Here is a 9,274-nt window from a genome sequence, read left to right as displayed (position 1 = left end):
GAAAGGTTTAAGTCGTAATTGAATCAACCCACCCCTAACCCCTCCACCGGAGGGGAAGTCAGTCGGACTGAGTCAGGAGGAGAGAGAATTACAAAGATGAGCGTAGTTATGACGATTGGAGAATTTGTTTATGTCCAATTCCCCCGGATTTGATATTATAATTAAAGCCCTACTACAAACAAGAACTTTTTTATCACTAGACTTGTCGCTTGATAACTAAAAAAAACTGGCAAACCCAAGTCAAGTAATAATTTTAGCTATTACCAATTTCAAACATCTGGAATTACTGCTGTGTTTTAATTTGAGCGATTTTTTCCATCTATTTAGCGACAAGTCTACTTATTATTCGGATATCATATAATACCAAGGGTGAAAAAAGAATGCTTAACTTAGGTGAAACTTCAATTATTAAGTAATTAACACAGGTGGAATGACCTTTTTGATAATTACGAGCTAGGAGCGTGTTAATTATTCTTATGTTTACTTCTCGCTCTCGGACGCCCTTATGCAACGTCTCTACCTACTCAAGAAACTGTAGCAAACATTTATGAAATTGGTATAAAAGGGATTTTGAGTAACCCTCCAAAAACATTTCGCCTTAAAAGGCAGGGTTTTAGACCCAATTATTTTGATAAATAGATCTTAATTTAAGTTGATATCCTCAGCATTATTAAAAATATCTAAAGTTTTTTAGATCAAAGACTACTAAGAGGTAAAAAGGTTATATTCACGACAAAGTGAGAGAAAAATTTATGGTAACAGCTACAAGACCAGAACAAAACGTAAAAATTGGCCCCACTAAACTTCTAATTAATAACGAGTGGGTAGAAAGTGCCTCTGGCAAACGGTTTGAAACTATTAACCCTGCAACAGGAGAAGTTATTTGTGATGTTGCGGAAGCAGATGCACCTGATGTAGACAAAGCTGTAATAGCAGCTCGCAAAGCATTTACCAGTGGCGATTGGCCAAAAATGTCCGCTACTAAACGAGGGGAACTTCTATACAAGTTAGCAGATTTGATGGAAGAAAATATAGAAGAGTTGGCAAGACTGGAAACCCTAGATAATGGTAAGCCACTCAATGACTCTCTCAATGCAGACTTACGTTTATCCATCGCCTGCTATCGTTATTATGCAGGATGGGCAGACAAAGTTCAAGGTAAAACTATTCCTATCAATGGCTCCTATTTCTGTTACACCCGCCACGAACCAGTAGGAGTTGTTGGTCAAATCATTCCTTGGAACTTCCCTCTATTAATGCAAGCTTGGAAACTTGCTCCAGCATTGGCAATGGGTAATACATTAGTAATGAAAACTGCCGAACAAACACCATTGTCAGCTTTTCGGGTGGGAGAGTTAGCTGTGGAAGCTGGTTTTCCTCCTGGTGTAGTTAATATTTTGTCTGGTTATGGCCCAACTGCTGGTGCTGCCATTTCCCACCATAACGATATTGATAAAGTTGCTTTCACTGGTTCGACAGAAGTAGGTCATTTAATCATGGAAGCTGCTGCCAAGAGTAACTTAAAGCGGGTGACTTTAGAACTCGGTGGCAAGAGTCCTAATATTGTGTTTGCTGATGCGGATATGGATGCTGCTATTGAAGGAGCGCATTTTGGTTTGTTCTTTAACCAAGGTCAGTGTTGCAATGCGGGTTCTCGTTTATTTGTGGAAGAGAAATGTTATGACGAGTTTGTTGCCAAAAGTGTAGAGCGGGCAAAACGTCGGATGGTGGGCGACCCATTTGCTACTAGAACTGAACAGGGACCCCAAGTAGATGAGGAACAGTTTAATAAAGTAATGAGTTATATTGAGTCTGGTCAACAGGATGGTGCCCAGATGTTATGTGGTGGGGCAAGAGTTGGCGATCGCGGTTATTTTATTGCACCCACTGTATTTGCTGATGTGCAGGATGGGATGAAAATTGCCAGAGAAGAGATTTTTGGTCCGGTGATGAGCATCATTAAGTTTAAGGATATTGATGAATTGGTGCAACGGGCGAATGATACGATATATGGTCTGGCTGCGGGAGTGTGGACGCGGGATATAGGTAAGGCTCATGCTGTAGCTCATGCTGTTCGTGCTGGTACAGTTTGGATAAATTGTTATCATGTGTTTGATGCTGCTGCACCGTTTGGTGGTTTTAAGCAGTCTGGTATTGGTCGGGAGTTGGGAGAGTATGGTTTACAGCAGTATACAGAGACTAAGACTGTAACTGTGAAGATGTAGTTGATGATTAATTACTCTTACTAGACATCTCCGAAAAAAAGTAAGGACGTTCCATGGAACGTCCCTACAAGAATATTTGGCGTTCTATCTTGACGGAACAAAAATTGGCTTTATAGGAGAATTCTGTAGGAGCGAATCGCCATTCGCCCCTACATTTATCGTTTACTAAAAGCAATAGTTGATAGCTGATAGCTGATAGCTGACGGCTGAATCTTTACAACATATTTTCCAAATCCTGTAATGTATTATAGCGCTTTTCAGATAGGTGAACTACACAGTTAAGACAACAATCTTTGTAGAGACGTTCCATGAAACATCCCTACTTTGGTATAACTAAGTGAAAATGCTATAAATATGGTTATTATTAGAGGTTATTTAGGTTTAGTAATTCTGATATTCATCAAACGAGAAATTAACAGCTTTAAATGATTCTTTTTGATGTTTTCTATCCCAATTTTTTTCTAAATTAAAATATACTTTTAGCTTTTCTTTTCTCAAATAAGGTGGTAAATCTCTTTGTAAAAAGAAAATTCGTTTACCATCATCGGTAATTACAAAACCATGAGATTTATCTTGGGGTAAGTAATCAATAATTCCGCTTTCTTGAGGCAGATTGGAATAAGCCTGTTTTTTCCAGTCTTTTTGACATAATTTAAGTAGGTAATTAATATTTTTACTTTCAAGTTCAACAGTCTTTTGAGATTTTTCTAATTCTTGGTATATTTTATACTCTAGCTCTTGTAAATCTTGCTTAATTTTCCATCCTTCCTGTTCGCGAATAGCTTTAGATAGTTCAATATTTCTGACAGCCATTTCTATATTTCCTGTATCTAAACTTAGTTGAGCAATATTCATGTATAGAGTAACTTTTGTTTTATCTTCTCCTGGTGCTAAAGCAGCACGACAACTAAACATGATGGCTTTATCTAGTTGGTTTAAACAAGAATAAAAATTTGCTAAATCTTGCAATATATACCATTCTACTCTTTGGGTTAAAATTATCTTTTCTAATTCATTAATAGCTTGTTTTACTTCTCGTTGATATCCTAAAGCTAAAGCAGCCCAACGATAAAAATGAATTTCTTTTGGATATAACTTGATAGCTTGTAATGCCCAATAACGAGCTTCTTTCCATAATTCTAATTGAACTAAACTTTTAACTTTAGCAAAAAACCATTGTTCTTGTTTAGATTTTCCTTTGCAATTAATTGTAGTTTTATCTAGATTTTGTGGCTCTAATTTATTACACCATTCTGATACTATCTGCCATTCTTCTTTTTGTTTTGCTAATTTAACAACAGCCATAACTGTTAATTCTTTTGGCAATTTATCTGGTTGAAGACTTAAAATATTGATGGCTGATTTTATCAAGTCATATAAATTTTCTTCTGCTGCAAATTTTTTAATATCTCTGTCATAACAAGCCCAAATTAATTCACTTTTAATATAATTGTTATCCGGGAATTGTTCCTTAGCTTTTTTTCCTTGTCTGATGGCAGCACCAGGATGTCCTGCTTTCCGTAAACAAGATAAATAACGACTTGCAGCATAGCTATTATTTTCTTCTTCCCAAAATTGACGAAAAATTTTGCCTGCTGCGGGAAAGTTTTCCTGTTTTAAAAATTGTTGAGCTTGTTCAATTAGATTATTAGACATTGTGTTTAACCCTCATCAATAATATCAAAATAATTACCATTAATTAACTCTGGAGCAATTTTGGCATTTTTATTAGAAAATAAATGTAAATATTCTTTAGCGCGAGTCATCCCAACATATATTTTTCTCCTTGCTAATATTTCAGCATCAGTTTTATTTTTTCCTATACAGTCATCAAATTGTTCTAACCAAATTAATAAAACTGCTTTAAATTCTAATCCTAGAGATGATTCAAAAGTGATTATTCTCACTCCTTTTAAATTGAGATTATACTTTGCTTTACTTTTCCTATCTTTACTAACCCAATAAGTGGGTATATCAGATTGATTCATCATGGAAATGATTGATTTTAGCCTAGTGTTATAGCGGTAAATAATTGCTATTTCATTAAAATCTAATCCTGATTTATGAAGTTTTTGAATAGTTTTGATTATACTTTTGTCTTGCTGTTCTGAATCACTAGCTAGATATAATTCAGGAATTTCTCCTTCCCTCAATGCTTGTGTAGGTTGTATTAGGGGAAAACTTATCTCTTGTTCTTCTAATGATTGATTAACTCTATCATTTATTGGTTTTAAAATTCCTGAAGCTGCCAATAATATTTGTTGTGTATTGCGATAATTTTTATCTAAATCAAATTTTTTGGTAATTGTTCGACCCCGTGCTTTAATTCCTACACTTATCCATGTAAAATTACCTCGTTGATAAATGCTTTGATTACCATCAGCAACAATCATTAAATCTCCATTTTCACTATCTTTTAAAGCATTAACACAGCATTTAAACCAACTAGGTACAAAAGTATGAGCTTCATCAATTAAAATAGCATCATATTTTTGATCATCTGAATAGTTAGATAGTTGTTTTAAAGTTGCCTCAGCGATAAATTCATCATAGTTTTCACGTTGTTGATTTTCTGAATCACCAATAATTGAATTTGCCCACTTATGAAAATTAGTAACCTCTATATTTTGATATTGAGGATTTTGTGAATCTTGATGTAAAACGGAACGTAAATAAGCTGCAAGACTAACATTGTAGCAAACAACCAAAATTTTATAATTCTGGTTACGGTTAAGTAAATATTTTGCCCTAGAAGTTAATAGTAATGTTTTTCCTGACCCGGCAACACCAAGAAAAATTCTATGTCCATCTCCAATGCTTTTAGCTAATCCTTCTTGTCTAAAATCGAGTATTTTTAAGATAGTATCACTAGGTAAAAATTGAATATTATCAGGCACACTATCAGGAGTAGCTTTTTCCTCTCTAATCACAATTTCCGGATATATCGAACCTTTGATAGTCGTAATTTGATCGGGTGTTAATTTCGGAAAATTAAATTTAATTTCAAACATTTCTTGAAAACGTTGAATAATTATCTCATTTGGTACTTTTCCCTCTTCCCAGTTTAATAATTCATCTCTATAAATTACTTTTTTTATTGGTAATATTTGTTGGTCAAGTTGATATTCAGATGCTTTTTTATAAGTTATATTAGACATCACCGCCCCAACACCCACAGGAAAGCATAATTTTCCTTGATAATTCCCCGATTGACGAGTCAAAACCGGGTGTTTTTTTAGTCTATCAAGTATCTTAAAAAGATAATCTCGTCCTTGAAGCAAGGGAGATTTTTCATTTGTTTTTCTGCCATCTTGCTTCGATTTAATCTCAAAATAATCTGACTTAGCCTTCAAAATATCCTTAAAATTCCATCCTTTTACCTCAATTATTAACACTCCAAAATCAGGAGATAAAATTATAAAGTCAGGATAACGCCCATCAATATTAGGTTCATACCAAACCGAGAAATCATCAGGTAGCCTAGATAAAATATTATACAACCGTTTTTCACCAGCACTAGCTTTTGCTGGAATCCTGTCAGGAATAATTTGTGCCATAATTAATTTGGATTGACCAATTAACTGGAAACTTATTTGAACTAATTGATATTCACTATAGCACTACAATGGTAATTATTTTTGATTAGTGAATCTAGATTTTTTGCTAACCTAGTCATACAGAAATTTTTAATCGCTTAAATTTTCAAATTTAAGTAATTTTGCTGTAATAACAGTAGTTATGTTTAGTCAATAAAGGGTTATAATATGCAGGGTTTATTCAACCTGATACTTAAATATATAAAGTAAAAATAGACAATAAAAAAAACTATTTTTACACAAAAATACTGATTTTTTTGATTAAATTGATATCAATTTACCTAGTTTTCACTGATGTATAGCGCTACTTGAATCGGGAATAGGGAATAGGGAATAGGGAATAGTAAACTGTCAAAGGATTTCAGGATTTAGAAATGTCCTAATCTTTGCTTCGACTGCTATATACAAAAAATTTTTTTGAGAGTCTACAGTCAATACCTTCCTCAACTAAGAACCAAGCAAACTCTGGATAGTCACTTGCTGCCCGACTTCAATATTTAGCATCTTCTGCTAAAATAGAAATCAACCTATCATCATATAATTGCTGAGGAAGTATGTCGGATGTCACCATCAAAGACTTAGAAATAATACAAACCCTATTCAATGAAGCAGGTTTAGATTATCAATTAGAATTAGAAGGTGGAAAAATATCAATTATGGGGCCGTCAGATATCGTTTCGAGCGAAGTAGGAGTTCGCTTAATTTCTTCTCTTTATGCTTGGATAAACCCTCGTCGTCTGGGGCGGGTATTTGACTCTGCGGGTGGTTTTATCTTACCCGATAGCAACCTCAAAGCACCAGACGTATCTTTTGTCAAAGCCGATCGCTTGCCACGAAGTATCCGCTATTTTGCAGAAATGGTACCCGATCTAGCAGTGGAAATCAAGTCTCAAAGCGATAGAGTTCCCCCTCTGAAAAAGAAACTCCTAAAATATATTGAATTGGGAGTGCAAGTCGCAATATTAATCGATCCTGATGAAGAAAAAGTAATAATTTATCGCCCCACAGGAGAACCCACTGAACTTACAGGGGATGACATATTGAGCATTCCCGAACTATTCCCTGGTTGGGAAATATCCATTTCCGAACTTTGGCCGCCAGTCTTTGATGAGGAAGATTAACGAACTCAGAAGTCAGAAGTCAGAAGTCAGAAGTTATTTTTGTAACGGGGATTTGAGCAACTCTCCAAAAATATTGCACCTTAAAAGGCGGGGTTTTAGACCCATGTTATTTTGATAAATGAAACAATATCGCTCCTTTTTACTACATAGAATCTATGTTTAACAAAAGGAGCGATCGCTAGTTTCTAGACAAAGATAGAAATTATCAAAAACTTACTAGACTGACACAACTAATGGGTGTGCATTAGGGCGGGTTTATGTAAATCTTAGAGTAAGCATTGAAATTCTAGCTAAAACCCGCCCCTACTATTGCACCATTTTAGCTGTATCGGTCTACTACTGGCGTGTCAAGCTTGAAAATGTGGGTTAAAAAACCTAACCCCCCAACCCCCTTCTCTGCTAGCGTTGGGGGAGAGGTCTTAGCTGGTCGATCGCTCTTAACCCACAATTTTAGTCTAGACACGCCACTACAGCGCTTTTCAACAAATTAATGAACTACATCGCTATAAACAAAACCCTGTAAGGACGTTGCATGCAACGTCCCTACTGTGGTCTACCGTGCAGGAAAACCGCTGTAAAATTACTTCGCCCTCGCTACATCCATAATATCATCCATCACCGAACCAGACTCCTCCATCTTACCAATATCCAAGAGAGTCTTCAACAATGAATCAGGATTTAAACTCAATGAGTCAATACCCTCTTCAACTAAAAAACGCGCAAACTCTGGATAATCACTAGGCGCTTGACCGCAAATACCAATCTTGCGATCGTATTTCTTAGCTGCTTTAATGGCAATTTTCACCATCCGACGTACTGCCTCATTCCGTTCGTCAAAAATATGCGCCACTAACGCCGAATCTCGGTCTAAACCCAAAGTCAACTGAGTCAAATCATTTGAACCGATGGAGAAACCATCAAAGACTTGCGCAAACTCGTCGGCAAAAATCACATTACTGGGCAACTCGCACATGACATAAACTTGCAACCCATTCTCGCCCCGTGTTAAACCGTTTTTCTCCATCTCCGCTAATACCTTGCGACCCTCATCGGGAGTGCGACAGAAAGGAATCATTGGAATCACATTAGTCAAACCCATCTCATCCCGTACCCGCTTCAACGCTTTACACTCTAAAGCATAAGCATCGCGATATTTTGGATCGTAATAACGAGATGCACCCCGCCAACCAATCATGGGGTTTTCTTCCCCTGGTTCAAACTGATAACCACCTAATAAATTCGCATATTCGTTACTCTTAAAATCGCTCATCCGCACCACTACAGGATTTGGATAAAAAGCAGCAGCGATCGTACCTACACCTTGCGCCAGTTTATCAACGAAGAAATCTGGTTTATGTTCGTACAATGCAGTTAAATTACCAATTTCCCGTTTCACTAAAGGATCTTCCAACTCGTCATAGTGAATTAAAGCTAATGGGTGAGCTTTTATATGATTGGCAATAATAAACTCTAACCGTGCCAAACCAACGCCATCGCAAGGAATAGAAGATAGACCAAAAGCTTCCTCTGGGTTGCCAACGTTCATCAAAATCTTAGTCCGAGTCTTAGGCAAATTATCCAACAAAGTTTCCTGCACCTCAAATGGCACCATACCCTGATAAACTTTGCCCTCTTCACCTTCAGCACAACAAACAGTTACTTCCTGACTATTGTACAACAGTTTCGTAGCATCACCACAACCAACTATTGCTGGAATACCCATCTCCCGCGCAATAATAGCAGCATGACAAGTGCGTCCCCCTTGGTTAGTAACTATAGCGCTAGCTTTTTTCATAATAGGTTCCCAGTCAGGGTCGGTTTTGTTAGTCACCAAAACTTCCCCTGGCATAAACTCATCAATTTTATGCACGTCAAGAATAACACGAGCTTCACCTTGCCCAATCATTTCTCCCACAGCGCGACCGCAAACTAATACATCGCTGCTACCTTTGAGTTTGAAATTACGGAGAATGCTACCAGATTTTTGAGATTGTACTGTTTCTGGACGCGCTTGCACGATGAACAGTTCACCAGTGAGACCGTCTTTTGCCCATTCAATATCCATTGGGGTGTAATGGTCACGCACTTCAGAATAATGTTCTTCAATAATACAGGCCCATTTTGCCAGTTGTAAGATTTCATCGTCATTGATGCAATATTTTTCCCGTTCGGAAACTGGCACTGGCACGTTTTTGGTAAGTTTGGAACCGCCGATGTCGTAAATCATCTTCAGTTCTTTTGTACCGAGACGTTTTTCCAGGATGGGGCGGAAACCTTGTTTGAGGGTGGGTTTGAAGAACGTATCCCCGCCTATGCCTCCACGGTTACTTGG

At 36.8% G+C, this 9,274-nt stretch carries 5 protein-coding genes; 2 read left to right on the top strand and 3 right to left on the bottom strand.

Going from position 1 to position 9,274, the window contains the following annotated elements; genetic code table 11:
• The first annotated feature begins 752 nt into the window (after positions 1–752).
• The gene (locus tag F6K22_RS20620; protein WP_293101981.1) at positions 753–2,225 is read left to right on the top strand and encodes an aldehyde dehydrogenase family protein; all 1,473 of its coding nucleotides are present in this window, start codon (positions 753–755) and stop codon (positions 2,223–2,225) included.
• A 381-nt stretch (positions 2,226–2,606) separates the two neighbouring features.
• Here the strand turns inward: F6K22_RS20620 and F6K22_RS20615 are convergent, their stop codons facing one another.
• Both F6K22_RS20615 and F6K22_RS20610 read right to left on the bottom strand, forming a co-directional pair.
• Entirely contained in the window at positions 2,607–3,881 is a 1,275-nt protein-coding gene (locus tag F6K22_RS20615) for a tetratricopeptide repeat protein (RefSeq protein ID WP_293101978.1), read from the bottom strand.
• 5 nt (positions 3,882–3,886) lie between these two features.
• Positions 3,887–5,782, bottom strand: a complete 1,896-nt coding sequence (locus F6K22_RS20610; protein ID WP_293101975.1) for a 3'-5' exonuclease — start codon at positions 5,780–5,782, stop codon at positions 3,887–3,889.
• A 593-nt stretch (positions 5,783–6,375) separates the two neighbouring features.
• On the opposite strand from F6K22_RS20610, the gene F6K22_RS20605 reads away from it, so the two are divergent.
• Positions 6,376–6,942, top strand: a complete 567-nt coding sequence (locus F6K22_RS20605; RefSeq protein WP_293101972.1) for a Uma2 family endonuclease — start codon at positions 6,376–6,378, stop codon at positions 6,940–6,942.
• 580 nt (positions 6,943–7,522) lie between these two features.
• Here the strand turns inward: F6K22_RS20605 and ppsA are convergent.
• Positions 7,523–9,274: phosphoenolpyruvate synthase (gene ppsA / locus F6K22_RS20600; protein ID WP_293101970.1), on the bottom strand; the 1,752-nt coding region annotated here is incomplete at its 5' end.

It is taken from the genome of Okeania sp. SIO2F4, from assembly GCF_010672385.1.
In the GTDB taxonomy this organism is placed as follows: domain Bacteria; phylum Cyanobacteriota; class Cyanobacteriia; order Cyanobacteriales; family Microcoleaceae; genus Trichodesmium.
The sequence above is the reverse complement of the archived record's forward strand: the minus strand, read 5'-3'. Positions and strand labels throughout refer to the sequence as shown.